We start from the raw sequence: 21747 nt of genomic DNA on the forward strand, positions 1-21747 counted from the left end.
CGTCTCCTCACAGGAGGGAGGCGAGGGCCGCGATCCCAAACACTCCCAGCACCGCACCCGAGACGCGGTTGATCCACAGCATGGCGGCGGGCGTGACCCGGCGCCGGAGCGCCCCGACCGAGGCGCTGAGCCCCAACCACCACATCGCCGACCCGGTGAAGACGCCCGCCACGAGCAGGGCGGCCACGCCGGTGCTGCTCCCGTCGCCCGCCGACACGCCCAGCCCGCCGAACACCGCGGCGAAGCTGAGGATGGTCGCCGGATTGGCGAGGGTCAGCGCGAAGGTGGAGGCGTAGGCTCCGGCCAGACCACCGCCGCCGCGGGCGTCCGCGGCGCGCTCCGCCGGACGGGCGCGCAGGGTGCTCCAGCCCAGCCACAGCAGCATCAGCCCGCCGACCAGCTTCAGCGCCACCTGCGCGCTCAGGAGCGCGTCGGTGACCAGAACCACCCCGAAGCCGGCGATGGCGCCATAGACCGCGTCCGCGCTGGCCGCGCCGAGTCCGCTGACGAAGCCATGCGCCGGCCCGTCGGCCAGGGTGCGCCGGATGCACAGAAGCCCGATCGGCCCGACCGGGGCCGCGATGCTGAATCCGATGATCAAGCCCTTCAGCAGGGCGGGCAGCGTGTCCATGGCGGGTGCTCCGGGTGGCTCAATCTGAAGCGATGGGAAGGATCGGCGTTTCCTTGACCGAGGAGAGCGCGATCACGGTGTGGGAGCGCACGACGCCGGGCAGGGCCTTCAGCCGGTCGGACAGGAAGCGCTCCAGCGCCTCCGTGTCGGCCACGCGCACCTTGAGCAGATAGGACCAGTCCCCGGTGACGTGGTGGCACTCCTGAACCGCCGGCGTGGCGCGCATGGCGTCGCGGAAGGGCGCGTCATGCTCCGGACGGTCGAGCAGCACTTCGACGAAGGCAAGCACATCAAGGCCGGCGGCCTTGGGCGACAGCCGTGCCCCCCAACCCTGGATCACGCCGTTGGCCTGCAGCTTCTTCAGCCGCTCGTTCACGGCGGACACCGAGAGTCCGGCCGCCGTCCCGATGTCGGCGTAGGAAGCGCGTCCGTCCTGCTGGATGTGCGCAATGATTTTGCGGTCTGTATCGTCCATAGCCGCAATAATTGCTGATTATACAGGTGACGACAAGTCAATTTTCGGATCAGTCGCCCATCCGGCGGAAATCCGGCTTGCCGGCGCCGCAGCGTGGGCAGAACCAATCCGCCGGCAAATCCTGAAAGGCGGTGGCCGCCGGCGCGCCGTGCTCCGGGTCGCCGTCGCGGGGGTGATACTCGTAGCCGGGGCAGTCACCGCCGCCGCACCGCCAGATTTCGGACAGGCGCGGGTCCTCGGCCCGCGTGGGGCGGACGAACAGGGCGAGGATAACGGCGGGGATCAGGCGCAAGGCGCCACGCCGCTGAAGGGGGCGGGGAAGAGTGGGCATGGCGGAGAGCATCCGGCGGATCGAGGTGCCGCACTATGCTCCGCGATCCTTTGCGGGATGATGACGGTCGTGGAGCGAAAGGAAACGAAGGGGAGCGGGTCAGCGCCGCCGCGGCGTCTTGCCCTTGAGATGGGCGCGCTGGAGCTTAGCGCCGGCCAGATCCGCCCCATCCAGGTCGGCGTTCTCCAGATCGGCGTCGGTCAGGTTCGCCTGAACCATGCGGGAGTCGGTCAGCATGGCCTGCCGCAGGTCGGCGCCCATCAGATTGGCGGCCCAGGAGCGGCCGGTGGGACGCCCGCTGGGGTCCTTGATCTCGGCGGGGCCAAGGTTGACCCGCGTCAGGTCGGCCCCGGCCAGCCGGGCGAAGCTCAGGTTGGCGCCGGACAGGTCGGCCCCCATCAGGTTCGCGCGCTCCAGATTGGCGCCGGACAGGTCGGCCATCATCAGCCGGGCGCCGGTCAGCGCCGCGTCGGACAGGTTGGCGCCGCGCAGCGAGGCCGCGCTGAGATTGACGCCGCGCAGGTCGGCGCGGCTGAGGTCGGTCCCATCCAGTTCGGCGCGCTCGCCACGCTGGCCGACGCTGTCGATCCAACGTTCATGGTCAAAGATCGCCCGCTGGATTTCCGATCCCATGCTGTCGATCGGGCGGGTCAGACAGGCGGAGCCGAGCTTGGCCTGCGAGAGGTCGCAATCGACCATCCGTGTACCGACCAGATCGGCGTTGTCGAAGGTGCAGCCATCCAGCAGGGCGCCGGTCAGGTTGGCCCCGTTCAGCCGCGCGCCCGACAGGTTGGCGTCGGTCAGCACCGCGCCGGTCAGGTCGGCGTTCTGAAGCACCGCCCCGCACAGGTCGGCTTCCGTCAGGTTGGCACCGGCCAGCACGGCGCCGGTCAGGTCGGTCGGAATGCCGCCCTCCGCCGTGGCGCCGCCCTGAAGGCGGGCCAGGGCGGTCCGGTGGGTTTGCCGGGTGGCTTCGGCGTCCTGGGCGTCGGGCTGAGCGTCCGGGCCTGTGCCACGGCGGGCGCCGCCGCCCGGTTCCAGCGTTCCGGCGCGCAGATCGGCACCGCGCAGGTTGGCGTTCGAGAAATCGGCGGAGCGCAGCCGGGCACCGCGCAGATCCGTCTGCATGAGATTGGCGCGCGTCATGTCCGCATCGCGAAGATCCACGCCGAACAGGTCGGCGCCGGCCAGATTGGTGCCGCTGAGCCGGCAGCGCGCCAGCTTCGCCCCGACCAGCCGGGCGCCGCGCAGGTCCCGCTGGGCCAAGTCGGCGCCCTCCAGGTCGGCAAGCGCCAGATTGGCGCGCGCACCGCCCGGCTGGCCCTTGATCCAACGGGCATGCCGGTCCAGCACCTCGGCCAACTGATCGGGCCGAAGATAGGAGGGTGCCGGCGCAGGGGCGGTGGCGACGGGGGGCACGGGCAGGATTCTGACGGGAGTTGTTTTCGCTATCCAAACTATGGGGGTAGATTCCTTACCGAAGGCTAAACGGTAAAGGTCGCGGCGCTACCCCTTATGGTTGCCGTTTTTTACCCTGACCTTGTCACGATCGGTTCCAGTGTGAGACTCGGGCGAATCGGAAGCGCGGTGCGCTGTGTTTCAGCGCTGTAACGCACCCGTCGCCTTGCCGGCCATCGCACGGCCGCCCTGGCAAGCCCAGGAAACACGGGCCTTTTAAAGACATTAACCATTGGTTTCTTGACAGAAGCGGGGGCTCTGCCGCCAAAAGTCATCGGACAAAAAGGGGGTGCTCTGCGCGCAGCCCCGTTCGGGACCCCATGGAGGCATGATGACCGAGGCCAAATTCCAACCGACCCCAGCAGCCAAGCTCGGCCGGAGGGAACTGTTGCGCATCGGTCTGGCGACGGCTGCCGCCGGGATGGTGATGGCCCCGGAGGTGTCGGAGGCGGCGTTGCGCGCCCCTCCGCGGCAATTGGTCCTGCTCAACCTCCACACTGGCGAGCGGGTGCGGGCGGAATACTGGTCCAAGGGCCGCTACCAGCGCGATGGCCTGCGCGAGATCAACCACCTCCTGCGCGACCACCGCACCGGTGCGGTGCATCCCATCGACCCGAAGCTTCTGGACCTGCTGCACGCCCTGACCCGCAAGGTCGGCAGCAAGACTCCGGTTCACATCATCTCCGGCTACCGCTCCCCCGAATCCAACGCGTGGCTGCGTGAACAGGACGGCAGCGGCGTCGCCCAGAACAGCTTCCACATGCAGGGCAAGGCCATCGACCTGCGGGTGCCCGGCCTGCCGTTGCGCACCCTGCAACGCGCGGCGCTCAGCCTGCGCGGGGGCGGGGTGGGCTATTACCCGGACAGCAATTTCGTCCACGTGGACGTCGGTCCGAAGCGCCAGTGGGCATCCTGACCGGCCTTCCGTGAGGAAACGAAAAAGCCCCCGCCGGTCGGACGGGGGCTTTTTCTTTGGCGGAACCTTGTTTGACTGGGTCGCCTTACTCGACGGTGACCGACTTGGCGAGGTTGCGCGGCTGGTCGACGTCGGTGCCCTTGAGCACGGCGACGTGGTAGGCCAGCAGCTGGACCGGGATGGCGTAGAGCAGCGGGGCGACCAGCGGGTCGCAGGCCGGAAGCTCCAGCGACCAGCGGACCTTGTCGGACAGCTTGTCGATGCCCTTCTTGTCGGCGATCAGCAGCACCTTGCCCGACCGCGCGCAGACCTCCTGGACGTTGGACACGGTCTTTTCGAACAGGTTGTCCGACGGCACCAGGACGATCACCGGCACGCTCTCGTCGATCAGCGCGATGGGGCCGTGCTTCAGTTCACCCGCCGCGTAACCTTCGGCGTGGATGTAGCTGATTTCCTTGAGTTTCAGCGCGCCTTCCAGAGCCAGCGGGTACATCGCGCCGCGGCCCAGATACAGCACGTCGCGGGCCTCCGCGACCTCCTGCGCCAGCTCGTGCAGGCGCTCGTCGTGGGCCAGAACGTCGGCGGCGCGGGCCGGCACCTCGCGCAGGGCCTGCGCGATCTGCTGCATCCGCTCCGCCGGGATCACGCCGCGGGCGTGACCGACCGTAACCGCCAGACAGGCCAGCGTGGTCAGCTGAGTCGTGAAGGCCTTGGTCGAGGCGACGCCGATCTCCGGGCCTGCCATGGTGTAGAGCACCGCGTCGGACTCGCGCGCGATGGTGCTTTCCGGCACGTTGACGATGGACAGGATCTTCTGGCCCTGGCGCTTGCAGTAGCGCAGAGCCTCCAGCGTATCCAGCGTCTCGCCCGACTGGCTGATGAACAGGGCCACGCCGCCCTCGGGCATCGGCGCTTCGCGGTAGCGGAACTCCGAGGCGATGTCGACCTCGACCGGCAGGCGGGCCAGCGTCTCGAACCAGTATTTCGCGACCACGCCGGCGTAATAGGCGGTGCCGCAGGCGACGATGGTCAGCTTCGTCGCCTTGGCGATGTCGAAGCTGGTCTCCGGCAGGGTGACGCGGCCGGTCTCCGGGTTGATGTAGGCGTTCAGCGTGTCGCCGATGACCTGCGGCTGCTCATAGATCTCCTTGAGCATGTAGTGCCGGTAGCCGTCCTTGCCGATCAGGGCGCCGGACAGGGCGGTGGTCTTGACCGGACGCTCCACCACCGCGTCGGTGGCGTCATGGATCACGGCGGCGGTGCGGGTCAGTTCCACCCAGTCGCCGTCCTCCAGATAGCAGATGCGGTTGGTCAGCGGCGCCAGCGCGAAGGCGTCGGAGGCGAAATACATCTCCCCCTCGCCGTAGCCGACGGCCAGCGGCGTGCCGTGGCGGGCGCCGATCAGCATGTCCTCCCGGCCGGAGAACAGCAGCACCAGCGAGAAGGCGCCGGTGAAGCGCTTGAAGGAGGCGGAGGCGGCCTCGACCGGACCCAGCCCTTCCTTCTCCATGTAATAGGTGACGAGGTGGGCGATCACCTCGGTGTCGGTGGCGCTTTCGAAGACGTAGCCGTGCTCGATCAGCTCGGTCTTCAGCTCCTGGTAATTCTCGATGATGCCGTTGTGCACCACGGCCACGCGGTGGGTGGCGTGCGGGTGGGCGTTGTTCTCGGTTGGGCCGCCGTGGGTGGCCCAACGGGTGTGACCGATGCCGATCACGCCCGGCAGCGGGGCCTCGCGCAGCTTGGCGTCGAGGTTGATCAGCTTGCCCTCGGCGCGGCGGCGCTCGATGCCGCCCTTGACCAGCGTGGCGACGCCGGCGCTGTCGTAACCACGGTACTCGAGGCGGCGGAGACCCTCGACAAGACGGGGGGCCGCGTCATGCGTGCCGATGATGCCGATGATGCCACACATGAACCTGCAACTCCTGAATGATGGCCGGGGCCGGGTGAACGGTCAACCGGGGCAATCTTACGCCTTTTTCGCTTTCTCGTTTTGCTTCCGTTCGCGGAAACGCTTGGCCCAGCCGGTGTAAGCCTGCTGGCGCCCGCGCGCAACGACCAGAGCGTCGCCCTCCACGTCGGTGGTGACCACGCTGCCTGCCCCGACGATCGCGCCGTCGCCCACCCTGACCGGAGCCACCAGCGCGGTGTTGGAGCCGATGAAGGCCCCGGCGCCGATGTCGGTGTGGCTCTTGGCGTAGCCATCGTAATTGCAGGTGATGGTCCCGGCACCGATGTTGGCCTTCGCCCCCACCCGCGCGTCGCCGATGTAGGTGAGGTGGTTGACCTTGGCGCCGGCCTCGATCTTCGCGTTCTTGATCTCGACGAAGTTGCCGATGTGGGCGTCCGGGCCGATCTCCGCCCCCGGGCGCAGGCGGGCGTAGGGACCGACCTGGGCGCCGCTGTCCACCCGCACCTGCTCCAGATGGCTGAAGGCCTTGATCTCCACCCGGTCGGCGACGACCACGCCGGGGCCGAACACCACATGCGGGCCGACGATCACGTCGCGGCCGAGGCGGGTGTCCACGCAGAAGGTGACGCTGTCCGGGTCGGTCAGGGTGGCGCCGTTGTCCATGGCGGCCTTGCGCAGGCGGCGCTGGATCAGCTTCTCCACCTCCGACAACTCGGCGCGGGAGTTCACACCGACGACCTCCGCCGGGGCGGCCTCGACCACCGCGCAGGCCATGCCGTTGCTGCGGGCGATCTGCACCACGTCGGTGAGGTAGTATTCGCTCTTGGCGTTGCTGTTGCCGATGCGGCTGATCAGGTCGAACATCCGCGCGCCGTCGAAGGCCATCAGCCCGGCGTTGCACAGGGTGACCTGCCGTTCCTCCTCCGATGCGTCCAGATACTCGACGATCTTCTCAAGCCCGCCGCGGGCGTTCAGGATCAGGCGGCCATAGGCGCCGGGATCGTCGGGCCGCATGCCCAGAACGACGACCGCCGGGTCGCTCGACTGGCGCCGCGCGGCGACCATGGCGCGCAGCGTGTCCGGCGTGACCAGCGGCGTGTCGCCATAGAGCACCACCACGTCCCCGTCGAAGCCCTCCAGCAGGCCGAAGGCGGCGCGCACCGCGTCGGCGGTGCCGCGCTGCTCGTGCTGGACGGCGGTGGGGTAGGGGGCGACCGCGTCGGCCACATTGTCCATTCCGGGGCCGACCACCACGACCACATGGTCGGGGTCGAGCGCCCTCACCGCGGACAGGACGTGGCCGACCATCGGCTGGCCGGCGACGCGGTGCAGGACCTTCGGCAGGTCCGACTTCATGCGGGTGCCTTTGCCGGCGGCGAGAATGACGCAGGCGAGCGGGCGGTGCTGAGTCATCGGATATCCCTGCAGTATTGGAAACGGGTTATGGCGGACGGGCGGAAAAGCATGCGCATCAAAATCCGGACAAAACGTCTGTCTTCCGCCATTCAGTGCCACATCCGGTGCCAGGACCCCAAGTCAACTTTTGTGTCAATCTGACATACACAAATCGCGGCCCAAGGGTGTACGCACCCCGCGCCGCCGGTGCCGAAGGGCCTATGCCGGCGGTGGATTGCGGGAACAGGGGCTCGCCGCCGGGAGAAGGGCGTGCTATCGAAAGGGGTATCCGCCCGTCTTCGCGTCACCATGGGACTTCTGCCGATGTCTGCCGCGCCCACCGCCATTCCCTTCTCCGCGGTCGTCTTCGACCTCGACGGCACGCTGATCGACAGCGCGCGGGACATGACCCGCGTCCTCAACCGCACACTGTCCCGCTTCGCGCGACCCGCCGTCAGCGAGGAGCAGGTGCGCGGCATGGTGGGCGACGGCTCGGCCGCCCTTGTCCGTCAGGCCTTCGCGGCGACCGGCGACGCTCTGACCGACGAGGCGCTGCGGACGGCCCTGGCCGACTATCTGGACGCCTATTTCCAGGACGACGAACCCCCGATGCTCTATCCCGGCGTCCCGGAAACACTGGCGGCGCTGGCGGCGAACGGCGTGAATCTGGGGCTGTGCACCAACAAGCCGGAGCGGATCACCCGCAAGCTGCTGGACTCGCTGGGCCTGTCGTCGCTGTTCGGCGCGCTGGCCGGCGGCGACACGCTGCCGGTGAAGAAGCCCGACGGGCGCCATCTGTCCTGGGTGGTCGAGGCATTGGGTGGCGGCAGTGCCGCGATGGTGGGGGACAACCGCAACGACGTTAAGGCCGCCCGCGCCGCCGGAGTGCCGGTGGTGGCGATGACCTACGGTTATCCCCGCATGCCGGTGCAGGATTTGGGCGCCGACATCCTGCTCGACCGCATCGCCGATCTGCCGGACGCCCTGCGGCGGCTGGGCGGCTGAGCGGCCGGCCGGGCTGCCAAGGCCGGCGAGGGCTTCGCCGTAGGTCTCCTTCTTGTCATGGTTAACGAGAGATTAACGGTGGCTAACGAAAGGTAAATGTAGTTGGATGGGTGCATCGAATGGTGGTGAGCGAAGGAGACACCCGATGGCCCAGATCCTTGCCTTCCCCGGTAAGACCCAGACCGGCAACACCCTCTCCGCCGACGTTCTGTCCATCGAAGGCCACACCGCCAACTTTACCCCGGCCAACAGCCAGATCGACTCGGCCACCGCCGACTTCGATCGGATGATGGCTCACCACAGCGACCTTCAGCGCAAGATGGCCGAGTTCAACCGCCTGTGCGAACAGGCGCTGGCCGAGCGGCCCATGGCCGAGTTGCTGTACCATCCCACCGCCTGCAGCGGCAGCGTTGGGCGCGCCTGACCCGTCAACGAAGCGGTGACGGCGCCGGTTCGGCGGGACGTTCCGCCGTCTGGTCGGTTTTGCGGGTGGCGATGAGGTGGACGACGACCCCGCCGAATCCGCTGTCGGTTTCCAACCGGACGGGCAGGGGCGGGCCGTCCCCTTCCACCGGAGCGATCCACAGATCGACGGGCGGGCGTTCCTCCCGGCCTCCGCCGCGCTGCCAGAAAGGTTGGCGCGGCGTGCGCTCGTAGCCGGCGATCGGCTTGTGGGACACCCGGCATTGCCGCGCCGCGCCCGAGAACACCGAATGGCGCGATGCCCCGACTGTGGTCATCCCCCGATCCGTGAAGATCATGTCGTACCGGCGGCGCCCGTCATAGATGGGCACCGTGCGCTGGCATCCTTCGCCGTGAAGCCCGGCGAGCAGCATTTCCAAGACACCGCTCAACGGATCGCGGGTCTGCCGAGTGAGTTCTTCGGGGACGGGGTCGCGGTCCTCCTCCTCCGGGGGCGGGGAGACCTGCGTGCGAACGCGGCCGTCCGCCCCATAACCCAAGCTGACGGTCCGCGGGGAGCCGCGCAGAACGCCGGACTGGGTATGGCGGATCGGGGCGACGCCATCCGGCCCGACCGTGCCGACGCTCAAGGATTGCGTTTCCCAGGGAAAGAGGCGCCCCAGAAAGCCGTCCGTCGCGGCGTTGACCTGGACGCTGTAGCGGCCCTCGGTCAGGGTCAGTTCCGCCCGCGCGTCGAGCACGGCCACGCCACCGACATGGACGCGGTAGTCCAACTGCCAGCGCTGCGCCAGGGCGGGCAGGGGGAACAGACCGGAGAACGTCGCGCACATTCCTGCGATGAGGCCGGCGACGAGGGCGGCCGAGGGACGCCTGATAGGGGGCCGGGTGGGAAGCGCAATCCGGTGCGTCATGTCCATTGGCTCATCGGGGGCTCCGGGCGGAAGGGCTTCTTTGATATTGGTGTGAAACAGGTGCTTGACAGGAGGGGGCGGGGCCTTTAGAAACCCGCCTCACCGCAGCGGTGGCAACGACGCGACAGCGAAACGAGCTTGATGCCGACGCGGTTTTACTGGGATGGGCGCATAGCTCAGCGGGAGAGCACACCCTTCACACGGGTGGGGTCGTAGGTTCAATCCCTACTGCGCCCACCATCCCAAGGTCCGATGGTTCATGGGCTTTGCGGATGGTACCATCCCCTCCATCGTAAGGGCCGGTCAAGATCGGGGTCCGTCGGGCCTCGTGTTTCCGTCTCTGCGGTGCGTCAGCGGTTGTTTCTTTGGGATGGGCGCATAGCTCAGCGGGAGAGCACACCCTTCACACGGGTGGGGTCGTAGGTTCAATCCCTACTGCGCCCACCATCCCAAACAACGCCTCTTCTCCCAGACATCGTTGGAATTCGCCAGTAATGGGTCGTCGCGCCGGTTGCGTGGCCCTGTGCTTGGACGCAACACCACAAAATACCCTTGCCCAATCGCGTGTGCCTTTTTGAGACGAACGCCACCGCAGTTGATTCAGATCAGCTACAGCGCGTGGGGTTTTCGTTTATCGCTTCCAGCATCCGATTTGCTCAATCATCTGGAAGCAGTGACATGGAAGATACGCGCGTGACCCTTCTCGCCCTCGGCCTGCTGGTCGTGGCGCTCGTCGTGATCCTCGGTTCGGTGGTCCTGTCTCCGGCCACCCTGGTCCTCCTGGCCACGCTCGGCGCCTGGGTGAACCTGACCTATCTGGTCGTCGTCACGCTGATGCGCTGACCCCGCCCGCGGGCGGGAGACCGCGCGGTCCGACCCGCCCGCAGGATGGAAAAATTTCAAATTCGGGCTCGCCCGGTTAATTCCATGACTGGACAGCGCCGATCCGGCGGTTTATCCCAGCGCCGTTTATGACGCCTGTGGAGCACCCGCCATGACCTCCCTCGCCGCCGCCCGCCTGCCGGAGTCGGAACAGCCCCTGCCGATCGTCCGCAGCGTGGACGATCTCCGCGCCCAGGTCGCCGCCTGGCACCGCGACGGCAAGACGGTGGCCCTGGTGCCGACCATGGGCGCGCTGCACGACGGCCATCTCGCTTTGGTGCGCCGCGCGCGGGAACTGGCCGACCAGGTGGTCGCCAGCGTCTTCGTCAACCCGACCCAGTTCGCCCCGCACGAGGACTTCGACCGCTACCCGCGCGATGAGGCCGGGGATTCGCGCAAGCTCGCCTCGGCGGGCTGCCATCTGCTCTACGCCCCCACGGTGCGCGCGATGTATCCGGAGGGCTTCGCCACGGCCATTTCGGTCGGCGGCCCGGCGGAGGGGCTGTGCGGTACCTTCCGGCCGCAGATGTTTGGCGGCGTCGCCCTGGTCGTGACCAAGCTGTTCCTGCAGGCCCAGCCCGACGTGGCGGTGTTCGGGGAGAAGGATTACCAGCAGCTCATGGTCATCCGCCGCTTCGCCCGCGATCTCGACATCCCGGTGCGGGTGGAGGGGCTGCCGACGGTGCGCGAGGCTGACGGGCTCGCCATGTCCTCGCGCAACGCCTATTTGTCCGCCGACGAGCGCGCCCGCGCGCCGGAGCTGAACCGCGCGCTTCTCGACGCCGCCTCGGCGCTGGCCGGCGGGGCGGAGGCCGACACGGTGCTGGAGGCGGTGCGGGCGCGCATCACCGCCGCTGGGTTCGGCTCCATCGACTATGTCGAGCTGCGCGACGCCGACACGCTGGCACCGGTGACCCGCGTGGAGCGTCCGGCGCGCCTGCTGGCCGCCGCCTGGATGGGCAAGGCCCGCCTGATCGACAACGTCCTGGTCCTTCCGGCGTAACCGCCGACCTCTCTTCCCCGGTCCGCACGGCTTCCCCACACAACGGGAAGGATCGCAGAGCGGGCGAGGTGCCCTATACTCTCTGCCGACCGCGCGGCCGACCGCGAGGCCGCGCGCAAGAAACGAGGGAAGGAAGGCACCATGCCGTACGATTCCGTGGACACCGCCCGCCGTCTTGGGTTGAAGGACGCCGAGCTGCTGCGCTTCCAGTGCTTCGTCGATGGCCGGTGGGTCGACGCCGACAGCGGCAAGACCGTGGAGGTGACCAACCCTGCCGACGGCAGCGTCCTGGGCAGCGTGCCGATGATGGGCGCGGACGAGACGCGCCGGGCCATCGACGCCGCCGAACGCGCCTGGCCGGCCTGGCGCGCCCTGACCGCGAAGGAGCGCGCGAAGACCCTGCGGACGTGGTTCGACCTGATGATGGCGAACCAGGAGGATATCGCCCGCATCATGACGGCCGAGCAGGGCAAGCCGCTGGCCGAGGCGCGGGGGGAGGTGGCCTACGCCGCGTCCTTCATCGAATGGTTCGGCGAGGAGGGCAAGCGCGTCTACGGCGACACCATCCCGCAGCATCTGCCGGGCCGCCGCATCGTCGTGACGAAGGAGCCGATCGGCGTCACCGCCGCCATCACGCCGTGGAACTTCCCGGCGGCGATGATCACCCGCAAGGCCGGTCCGGCGCTGGCCGCCGGCTGCCCGATGGTCATCAAGCCGGCGACCGCCACCCCGTTGACCGCGCTCGCCATGGCGGTGCTGGCGGAGCGGGCGGGCATTCCGGCGGGCATCCTCAGCGTCGTGACCGGCTCCGCCCGCGCCATCGGCGGCGAGATGACCGGCAACCCGACGGTGCGCAAGCTGACCTTCACCGGCTCCACCGAGATCGGCAAGGAGCTGATGGCCCAATGCGCCGGCACGGTGAAGAAGATCTCGCTGGAGTTGGGCGGCAACGCGCCCTTCCTGGTCTTCAACGACGCCGACCTCGACGAGGCGGTGAAGGGCGCCATCGCGTCCAAATACCGCAACACCGGCCAGACCTGCGTCTGCGCGAACCGGCTGCTGGTGCAGTCCGGAGTCTACGACGCCTTCGCGGCCAAGCTGGCCGAGGCGGTGAAGGCGCTGAAGGTCGGCCCCGGCCTGACCACGGAGGGGGCGCAGCAAGGGCCGCTGATCGACATGGCCGCGGTGGAGAAGGTCGAGGACCACATCCGCGACGCCACGGAGAAGGGCGCCCGCGTGGTGCTGGGCGGCAAGCGGCATGAGCTGGGCGGCAGCTTCTTCGAACCGACCATCCTCGCCGACGTGACTCCGGCGATGAAGGTGGCGCGCGAGGAGACCTTCGGCCCGGTCGCCCCGCTGTTCCGCTTCGAGACGGAGGAGGAGGCCGTGCGCATGGCCAACGCCACCGAGTTCGGTCTCGCCGCCTACTTCTACAGCCGCGACATCGGCCGTGTCTGGCGGGTGGCGGAGGCGCTGGAATACGGCATCGTCGGCATCAACGAGGGCATCATCTCCACCGAGGTCGCTCCCTTCGGCGGCATGAAGGAAAGCGGAATCGGCCGCGAGGGTTCCAAGTACGGCATCGAGGATTACTTGGAAATCAAGTATTTGTGCATGGGCGGCATCAGAGGCTGAATGCCGGGCGCTGACTTCAAGTAAAAAGGCGGGGCTGGTCGCGCGACGCGCTTTGACCAGCCCTGTTTTTTTATCTAGAATAAATCATCGTTAAATTTACCCATACCCCAATCAGGGGAATAGTGGGGGAAAGGCAGCCCGGTGCGGTTCCTGCTGCGGCGCTCCGATGGGGAATCGGTGTCCCTGATGCCCGTCCTCGTCGCGGTGGCCCTGGTGCTGCTTGCCGCGCTGGGCACCTGGACCGTGGTCTCCGTCAAATCCGGGGCCCGTAGCACCGGTGGCGACGGCAAGCCGCAGAAGACTTACGCATCCTTGCCGACGATGACCTTCACGCTGGGGGGCAGCGACGCGCGTCTGGTGGACATCCGCATTCTGCTGGAGATCGAGCCCACGGGGGACCCGAACCCGGCTACCCCCTTCGTTCCCCGCATCGCCGACCAGATGGCCGACCGGCTGCGCCAGATTGAGCCGGGCCAGTTGAGCGGGGCCGAGGGCGCCAACCTGATCAAGAACACCGTGGCGAGCGTGATGAAGCGCGAGGCGCAAGCCATTCGCGTGCGCGAGGTGCTGCTGGAGCGGATGGTGGTGCGGTAGGAGAGGGCATTGGCGCCGCTTGTGCCCCCTCCCTAACCCTCCCCTGCGAAAGCGGGAGAGGGCCGGGGTGGGGGCAGCAGTGCCCCCAGGGAAAACGCCTTACTCCGCCGCCGCGCGGCGGTCGGCGTCGCGCTTCAGGCGGGCGCGCTTCAGCTCTTCGGCCAGCAGGAAGGCCAGCTCCAGCGCTTGGCTGGCGTTCAGCCGCGGGTCGCAGGCGGTGTGGTAGCGCAGCGCCAGCTTGTGATCGGTGATCGCCTGGGCGCCGCCCGTGCACTCCGTCACGTCCTGGCCGGTCAGCTCGAAATGGACGCCGCCGGCGTGGGTGCCCTCAGCCTCGTGCACCGCGAAGAAGTCGCGCGCCTCCGACAGCACCTTCTCCACCGGACGGGTCTTGTAGCCGCTGGAGGATTTGACGGTGTTGCCGTGCATCGGGTCGCTGGACCAGACGACGACGCGGCCCTCGCGCTGCACCTTGCGCAGCAGGGGCGGGAACTTCTCCGCCACCTTGTCGGCGCCCATGCGGACGATCAGGGTCAGGCGGCCCGGCTCGTTGGTCGGGTTCAGCAGATCGATCAGGCGGATCAGTTCGTCCGGATCGGTCGTCGGGCCGCACTTCAGGCCGATCGGGTTCTTCACGCCGCGCAGGAACTCCACATGCGCGCCGTCCAGCTGGCGGGTGCGGTCGCCGATCCACAGCATGTGGGCCGACACGTCGTACCAGTCGCCGGTGGTGCTGTCGACGCGGGTCATCGCCTGCTCGAACGGCAGCAGCAGTGCCTCGTGGCTGGTGAAGAACTCGGTCTCGCGGATCTGCGGGGTGGTCTGGGCGGTGATGCCGCAGGCCGCCATGAAGCCCAGCGTCTCGTCCAGCCGGTTGGCGATCTCGCGGAACTGCTCACCGGCGGGGGAGCGCTCGACGAAGCCCAGCGTCCACTGGTGCACCTTGTGCAGGTCGGCGTAGCCGCCCTGGGAGAAGGCGCGCAGCAGGTTCAGCGTGGCGGCGGCCTGGGTGTAGGCCTGCATCATGCGTTCCGGGTCGGGAACGCGTGCGTCCGGCGTGAAGTCGAAGCCGTTGATGATGTCGCCGCGGTAGGACGGAAGCTCGATCCCCTCCAGCACCTCGGTGTCGGCGGAGCGCGGCTTGGCGAACTGCCCGGCCATGCGGCCCACCTTCACCACCGGTATGGCCGCGCCGAAGGTCAGCACGACGGCCATCTGCAGCAGGACGCGGAAGGTGTCGCGGATGTTGTTCGGATGGAACTCCGCGAAGCTCTCCGCGCAGTCGCCGCCCTGGAGCAGGAAGGCGTTGCCGGCGGCGGCGGCGGCGAGGCTGTCCTTCAGCCGGCGCGCCTCGCCGGCGAAGACGAGCGGGGGATAGGAGGACAGGCGCTGCTCCACCGCTTCGACCTTGGACGGGTCCGGATAGGTCGGAAGCTGCTTCGCCGGCTTCGACCTCCAGCTGTCGGGGGACCAACGCTCAACCATGACGCCCGCTCTTTCCTTGTGCTAAGGGTTCCGCCCGGGGCCGGATGACGGCCGGAGGGGTAATCTGTATAGCGGTCTCCGAGAAATTTTTCCATAGTTTCGACCGCAACTTCCGCAATGGATGATGTGGCGCGGTGCCCGAAAAAGCGCGCTGGCCGGGCCATCCGGTCGGGGCCTATACAGACGGATACGCAGGTGTGCGGAAGGGTTGAACGGGTGAAACCATCCTCCTGGGGTCAGGCGGCCTCCGTCTATCTTGACCGGCGCGTTCTGGCCATTCTGTTCCTCGGCTTTTCGGAAGGGCTGCCGCTGGCGTTGACCGGGTCCACCCTGTCGATCTGGCTGCGCGAGGGCGGCGTCAGCAAGACCGCCATCGGCCTGTTCGCGCTGGTCACCATGCCCTACGCGCTGAAATTCGTCTGGGCGCCTCTGATCGACCGGTTGCGCCTGCCGGTGATGACCCGCCTGTTCGGGCGGCGGCGCGGCTGGGCGCTGGTGGCGCAGGCCGGGCTGATGGCGGCGCTGATCGGGCTGGGCAGCACGAACCCGGTGGCCGACCTGTGGTGGACCGCCATGCTGGCCGTGGTCGTCGCCTTTTTCTCGGCCAGCCAGGACATCGTCGTCGACGCCTACCGCGTCGAGGTGCTGGAGGAGCGCCAGCAGGCCGCCGGTGCGGCCATCCTCGTGCTCGGCTACCGCTTCGGCATGCTGGCGGCGGGGGCGGGGGCCCTGTACCTCGCGGAATTCTTCGGCTGGCACGTCGCCTACTACGTCATGGCGGGGCTGGTCGCGGTCGGCATGGTGACGATCCTGCTGAACCGCGAGCCGAAGGTCGCGGACACCGCGGAGTCCAACGCGCGGGAACGGCATGTGGCCGACTGGCTGGCCGCGCGCCCGGACCTGACGGGGTGGAAGGCGGATCTGCTGGCCTGGGTCTACGGCGCGGTCGTGGCGCCCTTCGTGGAGTTCATGACCCGTCCGGCCTGGGCGGCGGTCCTGCTGTTCATCGCCTGCTACAAGCTGGGGGACGTGCTGGCGGGGGTGATGTCGGCGCCCTTCTACGTCGATCTCGGCTTCGAGAAGACGGAGATCGCCAACGTCACCAAGCTGTTCGGCGTGTGGGCGACGATCATCGGCGGGCTGATCGGTGGTGTGCTGGTCGGGCGCATCGGCGTGTTGCGCGGGCTGCTGGTCGGCGGGCTGATGCAGATGCTGTCCAACCTCGGCTACGTCATGCTGGCGCAGGTCGGGCACGACGTGTCGGCGCTGGCGGTGACGGTGGCTCTGGAGAACGTTTGCGGTGGAATCGCGACGGCGGCCTTCGTCGCCTATCTGTCGAGCCTGTGCAACACGGCCTACACGGCCACGCAATACGCGCTGCTCAGCAGCTTCTACAAGCTGGGCGGGGACCTGTTCGGGGCGTCGTCCGGCTGGCTGGCCGAGCGGATGGACTGGAGCAGCTTCTTCCTGCTGTCCACCGGAGGGGCAGTGCCGGGGCTGCTGGTTCTGCTGTGGCTGATGACGCGGCCAAGGCGGGACGAGGCGGTGGTGAAGGCCTAATTCCTTCTCCCCTCTGGTGAGAAGGTCAGGATGAGGGGGCGGCCGTGAAGCCGAACTCCTTGACTCCTTGCAGAGCGTGGACGCCCTGACGGACGCCCCCTCACCCCAGCCCTCTCCCCAGGGGGGAGAGGGGGATCGGGCCTTACTTCACCGGGGTCATTTTGCCGGAGCCGGGGCCGGCGCCGAGGTCGGCACCCGTCACCGGGTTCACGTCGGTGCGCGACATGGTGCGCTTGGCGGCCTCGTTGACGGCCTTCATCTCTTCCGCCGCCAGCCGGACCGAGGGGTTGCCGTCACCGCCGCTGACCGGGGCCTGGTCGGGGGTGATGTTGACGAACTCCCACTGCTCGCCCTGGTTCCACGGGCCGCGCATGTCGCCGTCGCCCTGGCTCATGTTGTAGTACTTGTCGGTGTATTCGGGGTTGCCCGGCAGCTTGCCCGGCGGGAAGTTGTTCTCGATGGAATAGAGCGCCTTCTCGAACATCTTCTGGTGGGCCACCTCGCGGGTCATCAGGAAGGTCAGCGCGTCCTTCACACCCGGATCGGGGGTGATGTTGATGAGGCGCTCATAGATGATCTTGGCCCGCGATTCCGCGGCGATGTTGGAGCGCAGGTCGGCGGTCGGCTCGCCGATGCTGTCGATGTAGCCGCCGGTCCACAGCTGCCCCGCGGAGTTGGTCAGGGCCGGGCCACCGCCGTAGAGCAGGGCCAACGTGTGGCTGCCGTTGCCTTTGGCGATGTCGGCGTAGAGATCGGTGACCTCCTCCGCGCCCTCGGCCAACTTGCCCTTCACGCCCTTGGTCAGCATGGCGACGATGCTGCCGATGATCTCCAGATGGCTCAGTTCCTCGGTCGCGATGTCGATCAGCATGTCCTTGCGGCCCGGGTCCTCGTCGGAAAGGCCCTGCGTGAAGTAGCGCAAGGCCGCCGCCAACTCGCCCTGGGGACCGCCGAACTGTTCCAGCATCAGGCTGGCCAGCTTCGGGTCCGGTTCGGCGACGCGGACCGTGTACATCAGGTTCTTGTTGTGCATGAACATGCGTAGGAGCCCTCCCGCTGCCTGGATGAAGGATGGGAGGCAACGGCTTCCGCGGGGGTGCTTGACCGCCGCCGTGATCGCCGCCGCCATCGTCGTGTGCCCTCAACACAGGCTTCTTAGAAGCGTTCCAGGAAATCAGGCTCCTGACCTTTGGTTTTATGTCCGATCGTCAGGACACCTTCTCGCGCATCAGGACGAACTCTTCCGCGGTAGAGGGGTGGAGGGCGATGGTGCGGTCGAAATCCCTCTTTGTGGCGCCGCAGTTCAGGGCGATGCCCAGCCCCTGGACGATTTCCGGCGCGTCCATGCCCATCATGTGGCAGCCGAGCACGCGCTGGCTCTCGCCGTCCACGACCAGCTTCATCAGGACGCGCTCGTCGCGGCCCGACATGGTGTGCTTCATCGGGCGGAAACCGGCCTTATAGATGTCTACCGTCGCGTGCTTCGCCCGCGCTTCCGCCTCGGTCAGGCCGACGGTGCCGAGCGGCGGGATGGAGAAGACGGCGGTCGGGATGTTGGCGTAGCTGATGCTGGTCGGGTTGTCGTTGAACAGCGTCTCCACGAAGGCGCGCCCCTCGGCGATGGCGACGGGGGTCAGGGCCATGCGGTCGGTCACGTCGCCCACGGCGAAGATGTTGTCCACATTGGTGCGCGAATACTCGTCCACCCGGATCGCCCCGCTCTCGTCAAGCGCGACGCCGGCGGCTTCCAGCCCGAGGTCGCGCGTGTTCGGACGGCGCCCGGTCGCCGCCATGACGAGGCCGGCGGAATGCTCCCGCCCCAGCTGGTCGATGACGGTGAAGCCGCCGGGGCCTTCCTCCACCTTCACCGGCTGAGTGCGGGTAAGGATGGTGATGCCGCGCTTGCGCATCTCCTGGGCCAGAGCGACGCGGATGTCGTCGTCGAAGCCGTTCAGAAGCTCCTCGCCGCGGATCATGATCGTGACCTCGGCGCCCAAGCCCCGGAAGATCCCGGCGAATTCGACGGCGATGTAGCCGCCGCCCAGGATGATGACCGAGTGGGGCAGGGTGCCGAGCTGCAACGCCTCGTTGGAGGTGACTGCGTGCTCGATCCCCGGAATCTTGGGCAGCGCCGGCCAGCCGCCGGTGGCGACCAGGATGTTCTTCGCGGTGTAGCGCTTGTTCGCCACCTCGACCGTGTGGCGGTCGATCAGCCGCCCGAAGCCGGTGTGCAGGGCGACCCCAGAGGTCTCCAGCATCCTGATGTAGATGCCGTTCAGCCGGTCGATCTCCGCGTCCTTGCGCCCGATCAGCGTGGCCCAGTCGAAGGCCGGCGTGGCGGTGGACCAGCCATAGGCGCTGGAGTCCTCGAAGGCGTCGCGGAACTGGGCGGCGTAGACCAGCAGCTTCTTCGGCACGCAGCCGCGGATGACGCAGGTGCCGCCGACCCGGCTGCCTTCGCAGATGGCGACCTTGGCCCCCATGGCCGCGGCCCGCCGGCTGGCCGCGACGCCGCCGGAGCCGGCACCGATGGTGAAAAGGTCGAAATCGAACTCGGCCACGGCCGTCTCCTTGCAATCCCAAGATCCGAACGGGACAGGAGTGTTCCCCATTCCGGAACGCCTGTCGAGCGTTGGCCGAGATGGCGGATCGAGGCGGCTGGCTGGCCTTCCCTCAGCGCATGACGAGTTCCTGGACCAGCACCTGACGGATCTTCATCGCGCCGAGTTCCTTCGCGGCGGTGCGCATCACCGCGTCCTTGACGTAGAAGGCGCCGTTGCGCCCGCGCAGTTCGCCGGGGTCGGTTTCCAGCATGACGTTGGTCATCGCGCTGGCGATGCGCGGCCCGTAGCTCTCCACCGTCTTGGCTGGGGCCGTCGGCTCCATGTCGAGCACCACGCGGACCCGCAGCTCGCGCAGCCGGTCGCCGTCGCTCAGCGTGAAGATCATCGCCGGCAGGCGCGCGTAATTGGCGGCGGTCCGCAGCGTGTCCCCCACCACACGCCCGGCCTGCGCCGTGCCGGGCTTCAGCAGGAAGGCCCCGCCGGTGCCCGCCGCAGCCAGGCCGGCCATGGTGCAGAGAAGCCCGACCACCACCCGGCGGCTCAGGCGGTCGAGCGTCGAGGTGGCTGCCGTCGAGGGGCCTGCCGCAATGTTCGGCGGATTCTGGCGGATTGTCCGGCTCATGCCGACCTCGTCGCTTTTCCCGGCACCGCAAGGGGGTGGCGCCTGTTCTTGGGTGTATAGTGGATGGGTAAAAGGAAGGCGTCAAATACAGGTATTTTATACTTTTTGGTGACAGCGCATTACAGTCAGGAACTGCGCATCTCTTCTCAGCTTCTTTGTGTTTGAAATGCGCCGGATTTCGTAGCGTATTTTCGGTAAATCACCATTGCTTGCGGCGGTTGGCCGTAGCGGATGAAGCCTCTTCCACCGGAGGGCCGGGGCGTATAATGCTGGTTTCTCAATCGGATTGCCGTTTCCGCCGTGGGGGCGGCCTCCGGACGTGATCGTCGCGAAGGGCAAGAGCGGGAAGACAAGGACATCGCCATGGACGAGACCAGGAACCAACCGCCGGCCAGTCACGCGCCCGCCAGCCATCCGCCCGCGTCGGCCATCACCGAATGGACCGACACCTATTTCAAGCGGACTAAGGAGGCGGTCGGGAAATTCGGTGACAAGAAGGTCACCTACGCCATCTTCATGCGCCGCCCGGTGGTCTGCGCGCCGCGACTCGCCATCGAATGGCTGGAGGCGGTTGCGCGGGAGCGCGGGTTCGACCTCGACATCGTCCTGAACTATCCGGAAGGAAAGTGGGTCGGTGCGGGCGAGCCGATCCTCTACATCACCGGCTCCTTCTACCATCTGGTCGACACCGAGACGATCATTCTGCAGAAGCTCGGCCCCGCCTGCGTCGGCGCCTACAACGCCTTCACCATGTGCGCCGACCTGCCGAAGACCGCCTTCCTCGCCATGGAGGCGCGCCACTGCGCCGGCACGGAGATGGAGGAGATGATGGCCTACGCCGCCTCGGTCGGGTCGGACCGGGCGAAGCGCAAGGTCGGCGCCAAGGGCTTCATCGGCAACGCCACCGACGCCACAGCCCATTTCTTCGGCCAGAAGAAGGGCATGGGCACGATGCCGCACGCGCTGATCGGCTACGCCGGATCGACCGTGCGGGCAGCGGAGATGTTCCACGAGACATTCCCCGAACTGCCTCTGACCGTCCTGGTCGATTACTTCGGGCGTGAGGTGACCGACGCGATGGAGGTCTGCCGCCGCTTCCCCGGCCTCGCCGCGCAGGGCAAGCTGGCGGTGCGGCTCGACACGCCGGGCGGGCGCTTCCTGGAAGGGCTGGACCCGCCGGGCTCCTACGCGGTGCTGGAGCGGCACGCCCCCCATTCCATCCGCGGCTATCGCGACGAGACGCAGCTCCGCTACCTGATCGGCACCGGCGTGTCGGCGGCGGCGATCCATTTCATGCGCGAGAAGCTGGACGAGGCCGGTTTCCCGGCGGTGAAAATCGTCGCCAGCTCCGGCTTCGGCCCGGCGAAGTGCCGCCTGATGGCGGAGGCCAACGCCCCTGTCGACATCATCGGCACCGGCAGCTATCTGCCCGAGCGCTGGACCGAGACCTACGCCACCGCCGACATCATCGAATATGACGGAGAGAAGCGCGTGAAGGTCGGCCGCGAGTTCCTGTTCCGGAAATAGCATCGTCGTTCAGCACGAAGAAAGCCCCTCCGCCGGCCACGCCGCGGAGGGGCTTTTGCGTTCAGCGGGTCAGCACCATCACCAGCCGTTCGACCGGCGTGTCGTTGACGAGGTGCGAATCGACGATCTCGTCGATGTCGGCGGGCGTTTCCGGGCGGTACCACAGGCCCTCCGGATAGACCACCATCAGCGGCCCGGCGGAGCAGAAGCCGAGGCAGCCGGTCCAGGCCATGCCGACGTCCAACAATCCCTTGGCCTGGATGCGCTGGCCGAGCTGTTCCCACAGCGGGTGGGCATTCTTCGCCGCACAGCTCCCGCGCGGGTGACCGGGCGGGCGTTGCTGGGAGCAACAGAAAACGTGGTGGCGGAACACCGGAGGAAGATCGAGGGACATCACAGGCTCCATAGGCCATAATTT

At 67.8% G+C, this 21747-nt stretch carries 21 protein-coding genes and 2 tRNA genes; 11 read left to right on the top strand and 12 right to left on the bottom strand.

Annotated features, from left to right (window positions below; translation table 11 throughout):
* Positions 1-7: 7 nt before the first annotated feature.
* The 4 genes from Q4I23_RS03620 to Q4I23_RS03635 form a co-directional block, all read right to left on the bottom strand.
* On the bottom strand, positions 8-631 hold the full coding sequence (locus Q4I23_RS03620) for a LysE family translocator (protein WP_498525336.1): 624 nt from the start codon (positions 629-631) through the stop codon (positions 8-10).
* Between the two features lie 19 nt (positions 632-650).
* A complete protein-coding gene (locus tag Q4I23_RS03625; RefSeq protein WP_454018535.1) occupies positions 651-1106 on the bottom strand; it encodes an Lrp/AsnC family transcriptional regulator in 456 nt (151 codons plus the stop codon).
* A gap of 49 nt (positions 1107-1155) precedes the next feature.
* Entirely contained in the window at positions 1156-1437 is a 282-nt protein-coding gene (locus Q4I23_RS03630; RefSeq protein WP_454018534.1) for a rubredoxin, read from the bottom strand.
* A gap of 99 nt (positions 1438-1536) precedes the next feature.
* Positions 1537-2856, bottom strand: a complete 1320-nt coding sequence (locus Q4I23_RS03635) for a pentapeptide repeat-containing protein (protein ID WP_498525337.1) — start codon at positions 2854-2856, stop codon at positions 1537-1539.
* A gap of 370 nt (positions 2857-3226) precedes the next feature.
* Here Q4I23_RS03635 and mepK point away from each other — a divergent pair, with 370 nt between their 5' ends.
* Complete coding sequence (mepK, locus tag Q4I23_RS03640) at positions 3227-3811, top strand: peptidoglycan L,D-endopeptidase MepK (RefSeq protein ID WP_498525338.1); 585 nt, start codon at positions 3227-3229, stop codon at positions 3809-3811.
* Between the two features lie 85 nt (positions 3812-3896).
* Here the strand turns inward: mepK and glmS are convergent, their stop codons facing one another.
* Both glmS and glmU read right to left on the bottom strand, forming a co-directional pair.
* Positions 3897-5723, bottom strand: a complete 1827-nt coding sequence (gene glmS / locus Q4I23_RS03645) for a glutamine--fructose-6-phosphate transaminase (isomerizing) (RefSeq protein ID WP_454018522.1) — start codon at positions 5721-5723, stop codon at positions 3897-3899.
* 57 nt (positions 5724-5780) lie between these two features.
* A complete protein-coding gene (gene glmU / locus Q4I23_RS03650) occupies positions 5781-7136 on the bottom strand; it encodes a bifunctional UDP-N-acetylglucosamine diphosphorylase/glucosamine-1-phosphate N-acetyltransferase GlmU (RefSeq protein ID WP_498525339.1) in 1356 nt (451 codons plus the stop codon).
* Positions 7137-7442: 306 nt separating this feature from the next.
* Between glmU and gph the strand changes: the two genes are divergently transcribed.
* Positions 7443-8123, top strand: a complete 681-nt coding sequence (gene gph, locus Q4I23_RS03655) for a phosphoglycolate phosphatase (protein ID WP_498525340.1) — start codon at positions 7443-7445, stop codon at positions 8121-8123.
* Between the two features lie 145 nt (positions 8124-8268).
* The gene (locus Q4I23_RS03660) at positions 8269-8547 is read left to right on the top strand and encodes a hypothetical protein (RefSeq protein WP_200475224.1); all 279 of its coding nucleotides are present in this window, start codon (positions 8269-8271) and stop codon (positions 8545-8547) included.
* Positions 8548-8551: 4 nt separating this feature from the next.
* Here Q4I23_RS03660 and Q4I23_RS03665 read toward each other — a convergent pair whose 3' ends face one another.
* On the bottom strand, positions 8552-9463 hold the full coding sequence (locus tag Q4I23_RS03665; RefSeq protein ID WP_498525341.1) for a DUF3108 domain-containing protein: 912 nt from the start codon (positions 9461-9463) through the stop codon (positions 8552-8554).
* Between the two features lie 159 nt (positions 9464-9622).
* Here Q4I23_RS03665 and Q4I23_RS03670 point away from each other — a divergent pair.
* The 6 genes from Q4I23_RS03670 to Q4I23_RS03695 all read left to right on the top strand — a co-directional run bounded on the left by Q4I23_RS03670 (position 9623) and on the right by Q4I23_RS03695 (position 13571).
* Positions 9623-9697: transfer RNA gene (locus tag Q4I23_RS03670), tRNA-Val, on the top strand.
* A 132-nt stretch (positions 9698-9829) separates the two neighbouring features.
* Positions 9830-9904, top strand: a tRNA-Val gene (locus Q4I23_RS03675).
* Positions 9905-10135: 231 nt separating this feature from the next.
* Complete coding sequence (locus tag Q4I23_RS03680) at positions 10136-10300, top strand: hypothetical protein (protein ID WP_014240656.1); 165 nt, start codon at positions 10136-10138, stop codon at positions 10298-10300.
* A gap of 151 nt (positions 10301-10451) precedes the next feature.
* Entirely contained in the window at positions 10452-11342 is an 891-nt protein-coding gene (gene panC / locus Q4I23_RS03685) for a pantoate--beta-alanine ligase (RefSeq protein WP_498525342.1), read from the top strand.
* 141 nt (positions 11343-11483) lie between these two features.
* A complete protein-coding gene (gene gabD, locus Q4I23_RS03690) occupies positions 11484-12977 on the top strand; it encodes an NADP-dependent succinate-semialdehyde dehydrogenase (protein ID WP_498525343.1) in 1494 nt (497 codons plus the stop codon).
* Between the two features lie 141 nt (positions 12978-13118).
* Positions 13119-13571: a flagellar basal body-associated FliL family protein gene (locus Q4I23_RS03695; protein WP_454018516.1), complete on the top strand. Its 453-nt coding sequence runs from the start codon at positions 13119-13121 to the stop codon at positions 13569-13571.
* Between the two features lie 99 nt (positions 13572-13670).
* Here the strand turns inward: Q4I23_RS03695 and Q4I23_RS03700 are convergent, their stop codons facing one another.
* Positions 13671-15056 (bottom strand): class II 3-deoxy-7-phosphoheptulonate synthase, encoded by a 1386-nt coding sequence (locus Q4I23_RS03700; protein WP_014240660.1) that lies wholly within the window; start codon positions 15054-15056, stop codon positions 13671-13673.
* A 216-nt stretch (positions 15057-15272) separates the two neighbouring features.
* Between Q4I23_RS03700 and Q4I23_RS03705 the strand changes: the two genes are divergently transcribed.
* Positions 15273-16616 carry an AmpG family muropeptide MFS transporter gene (locus Q4I23_RS03705; RefSeq protein WP_498525344.1) on the top strand — a complete coding sequence of 448 codons (1344 nt, stop codon included), beginning with the start codon at positions 15273-15275 and terminating at the stop codon, positions 16614-16616.
* 142 nt (positions 16617-16758) lie between these two features.
* Here the strand turns inward: Q4I23_RS03705 and Q4I23_RS03710 are convergent, their stop codons facing one another.
* The 3 genes from Q4I23_RS03710 to Q4I23_RS03720 form a co-directional block, all read right to left on the bottom strand.
* Positions 16759-17655, bottom strand: coding sequence for a manganese catalase family protein (locus tag Q4I23_RS03710; protein WP_145699941.1), 897 nt, complete (start codon positions 17653-17655; stop codon positions 16759-16761).
* A gap of 169 nt (positions 17656-17824) precedes the next feature.
* Positions 17825-19177, bottom strand: coding sequence for a glutathione-disulfide reductase (gene gor, locus Q4I23_RS03715; protein WP_498525345.1), 1353 nt, complete (start codon positions 19175-19177; stop codon positions 17825-17827).
* Positions 19178-19289: 112 nt separating this feature from the next.
* Positions 19290-19802: a flagellar basal body-associated FliL family protein gene (locus tag Q4I23_RS03720; RefSeq protein ID WP_498525346.1), complete on the bottom strand. Its 513-nt coding sequence runs from the start codon at positions 19800-19802 to the stop codon at positions 19290-19292.
* Positions 19803-20165: 363 nt separating this feature from the next.
* Here Q4I23_RS03720 and Q4I23_RS03725 point away from each other — a divergent pair, with 363 nt between their 5' ends.
* Entirely contained in the window at positions 20166-21329 is a 1164-nt protein-coding gene (locus Q4I23_RS03725; RefSeq protein ID WP_145625986.1) for a nicotinate phosphoribosyltransferase, read from the top strand.
* Positions 21330-21390: 61 nt separating this feature from the next.
* Here Q4I23_RS03725 and Q4I23_RS03730 read toward each other — a convergent pair whose 3' ends face one another.
* The gene (locus Q4I23_RS03730; RefSeq protein WP_237903438.1) at positions 21391-21723 is read right to left on the bottom strand and encodes a (2Fe-2S) ferredoxin domain-containing protein; all 333 of its coding nucleotides are present in this window, start codon (positions 21721-21723) and stop codon (positions 21391-21393) included.
* Positions 21724-21747: the final 24 nt, after the last annotated feature.

This window comes from Azospirillum sp. UFLA03-27, from assembly GCF_059803775.1.

Excerpts from the sequence above, each read along its gene's own strand:
- Q4I23_RS03630 (WP_454018534.1), bottom strand. The coding sequence starts at position 1,437 with ATGCCCACTCTTCCCCGCCCCCTTCAGCGGCGTGGCGCCTTGCGCCTG.
- Q4I23_RS03700 (WP_014240660.1), bottom strand. The coding sequence starts at position 15,056 with ATGGTTGAGCGTTGGTCCCCCGACAGCTGGAGGTCGAAGCCGGCGAAG.
- Q4I23_RS03710 (WP_145699941.1), bottom strand. The coding sequence starts at position 17,655 with ATGTTCATGCACAACAAGAACCTGATGTACACGGTCCGCGTCGCCGAA.
- Q4I23_RS03620 (WP_498525336.1), bottom strand. The coding sequence starts at position 631 with ATGGACACGCTGCCCGCCCTGCTGAAGGGCTTGATCATCGGATTCAGC.
- mepK (WP_498525338.1), top strand. The coding sequence starts at position 3,227 with ATGACCGAGGCCAAATTCCAACCGACCCCAGCAGCCAAGCTCGGCCGG.
- Q4I23_RS03730 (WP_237903438.1), bottom strand. The coding sequence starts at position 21,723 with ATGTCCCTCGATCTTCCTCCGGTGTTCCGCCACCACGTTTTCTGTTGC.
- Q4I23_RS03680 (WP_014240656.1), top strand. The coding sequence starts at position 10,136 with ATGGAAGATACGCGCGTGACCCTTCTCGCCCTCGGCCTGCTGGTCGTG.
- Q4I23_RS03625 (WP_454018535.1), bottom strand. The coding sequence starts at position 1,106 with ATGGACGATACAGACCGCAAAATCATTGCGCACATCCAGCAGGACGGA.
- panC (WP_498525342.1), top strand. The coding sequence starts at position 10,452 with ATGACCTCCCTCGCCGCCGCCCGCCTGCCGGAGTCGGAACAGCCCCTG.
- Q4I23_RS03665 (WP_498525341.1), bottom strand. The coding sequence starts at position 9,463 with ATGGACATGACGCACCGGATTGCGCTTCCCACCCGGCCCCCTATCAGG.
- glmU (WP_498525339.1), bottom strand. The coding sequence starts at position 7,136 with ATGACTCAGCACCGCCCGCTCGCCTGCGTCATTCTCGCCGCCGGCAAA.
- glmS (WP_454018522.1), bottom strand. The coding sequence starts at position 5,723 with ATGTGTGGCATCATCGGCATCATCGGCACGCATGACGCGGCCCCCCGT.
- Q4I23_RS03720 (WP_498525346.1), bottom strand. The coding sequence starts at position 19,802 with ATGAGCCGGACAATCCGCCAGAATCCGCCGAACATTGCGGCAGGCCCC.
- gabD (WP_498525343.1), top strand. The coding sequence starts at position 11,484 with ATGCCGTACGATTCCGTGGACACCGCCCGCCGTCTTGGGTTGAAGGAC.
- gph (WP_498525340.1), top strand. The coding sequence starts at position 7,443 with ATGTCTGCCGCGCCCACCGCCATTCCCTTCTCCGCGGTCGTCTTCGAC.
- Q4I23_RS03725 (WP_145625986.1), top strand. The coding sequence starts at position 20,166 with ATGGACGAGACCAGGAACCAACCGCCGGCCAGTCACGCGCCCGCCAGC.
- Q4I23_RS03660 (WP_200475224.1), top strand. The coding sequence starts at position 8,269 with ATGGCCCAGATCCTTGCCTTCCCCGGTAAGACCCAGACCGGCAACACC.